The sequence below is a fragment of the Roseateles sp. GW821-FHT09B06 genome (assembly GCF_059418245.1).
The window spans coordinates 1-1,683 of sequence record NZ_JBWKPM010000060.1; the positions used below are offsets into that span (position 1 = coordinate 1).

Annotated in this window: 3 protein-coding genes; all 3 read left to right on the forward strand. The window is 67.7% G+C overall.

The genetic code is table 11. The features are described 5' to 3' along the window. Positions 1-438 (forward strand): Rossmann-fold NAD(P)-binding domain-containing protein (locus AC07OQ_RS24405; protein ID WP_495055731.1); only part of this gene is annotated, 438 nt, incomplete at its 5' end. A 9-nt stretch (positions 439-447) separates the two neighbouring features. After that, positions 448-765, forward strand: coding sequence for an NAD(P) transhydrogenase subunit alpha part 2 (locus AC07OQ_RS24410; RefSeq protein ID WP_495055732.1), 318 nt, complete (start codon positions 448-450; stop codon positions 763-765). Continuing rightward, the coding region (locus AC07OQ_RS24415; protein ID WP_495055733.1) for an NAD(P)(+) transhydrogenase (Re/Si-specific) subunit beta at positions 765-1,683 on the forward strand (919 nt) is incomplete at its 3' end. The genes AC07OQ_RS24410 and AC07OQ_RS24415, both read left to right, overlap by 1 nt.

The following is a 1,683-nucleotide window of genomic DNA, read 5'->3' on the forward strand; positions in this document are numbered from 1 at the left end:
CGGGCCATGCCGCCGAGCTGGCTGGCGCGCCAGCAGCTGGAGGTGGCCAAGCGAGTGGCACAGGCCGACATCGTGATCACGACGGCGCTGATCCCGGGCCGCGCGGCGCCGGTGCTGGTGAGCGAGGACATGGTGAGGTCGATGAAACCCGGCTCGGTGATCGTCGACATCGCCGCCGGCAAGGGCCCGGACGGCGTGGGCGGCAACTGCCCGCTGACCGAGGCCGGCAGGACGGTGCTCAGGCATGGCGTGACGATCGTCGGCGAGACCAATCTGCCGGCCCTGGTGGCGGCCGATGCCTCGGCCCTGTATGCGCGCAATGTGCTGGACTTCCTCAAGCTCGTGATCACGAAGGAGGGGGCGTTCCAGGTGCCGATGGACGACGACATCGTGGCGGCCTGCCTGATGAGTCGCGACGGCCAGGTCACCCGGAGCTGAGGACGCATCATGGAACTGATTTCCCCCACGATCACCAACCTGATCATCTTCGTGCTGGCCATCTATGTGGGCTACCACGTGGTCTGGACCGTCACGCCGGCCCTGCACACGCCGCTGATGGCCGTCACCAACGCGATCTCGGCGATCGTCATCGTCGGCGCGATGCTGGCGGCGGCGCTGACCGAGAGCAACGCCGGCAAGATCCTCGGCACGCTGGCGGTGGCGCTGGCCGCGGTCAATGTGTTCGGCGGCTTCCTGGTGACCCGGCGCATGCTGGAGATGTTCAAGAAGAAGGACAAGGCCGTGGCCAAGAAGGAGGGCAAGTGATGAGCCTCAATGTCGTCACCCTGCTGTACCTGGTCGCCAGCGTCTGCTTCATCCAGGCGCTGAAGGGCCTGTCGCATCCCACGACCTCGATCCGCGGCAACCTCTTCGGCATGGTGGGCATGGCGATCGCGGCCCTGACCACCGCGGCGCTGATCCTCAAGCTGGCCGGCGGCCAGGGGCCGGGTCTTGCCTATGTGCTGGCGGGCCTGGTGGTCGGCGGCGGCCTCGGCGCCTACATGGCCAACAAGGTCGAGATGACCAAGATGCCCGAGCTGGTGGCCTTCATGCACAGCATGATCGGCCTGGCCGCGGTCTTCATCGCCGCGGCGGCCGTGGTCGAACCCTGGGCCTTCGGCATCACCAGCAAGCCGGAGGGCGGGATGGGAGGCGCCATTCCCGGCGGCAACCGCATCGAGCTGGCGCTGGGCGCCTTCATCGGCGCGGTGACCTTCAGCGGCTCGGTGATCGCCTTCGGCAAGCTCAGCGGCAAGTACAAGTTCCGCCTGTTCCAGGGCGCGCCGGTGAGCTTCGCCGGCCAGCACAAGCTCAACCTCGCGCTGGGCCTGGCGGCGGCCTTCTTCTGCTTCGGCTTCTGGCATTCGCAGAGCTGGATCGACTTCGGGCTGATCCTGGCGCTGGGCTTCGCTTTAGGCGTGCTGCTGATCATCCCGATCGGCGGGGCGGACATGCCGGTCGTCGTGTCGATGCTGAACAGCTACTCGGGCTGGGCCGCGGCGGGCATCGGCTTCTCGCTGAACAACAGCATGCTGATCATCGCCGGCTCGCTGGTGGGCAGCTCGGGCGCGATCCTGAGCTACATCATGTGCAAGGCGATGAACCGCTCGTTCTTCAACGTGATCCTGGGCGGCTTCGGGGGCGACGCCGCGGCCGCGGCGTCCGGCGGCGGCGCGCAGCGCA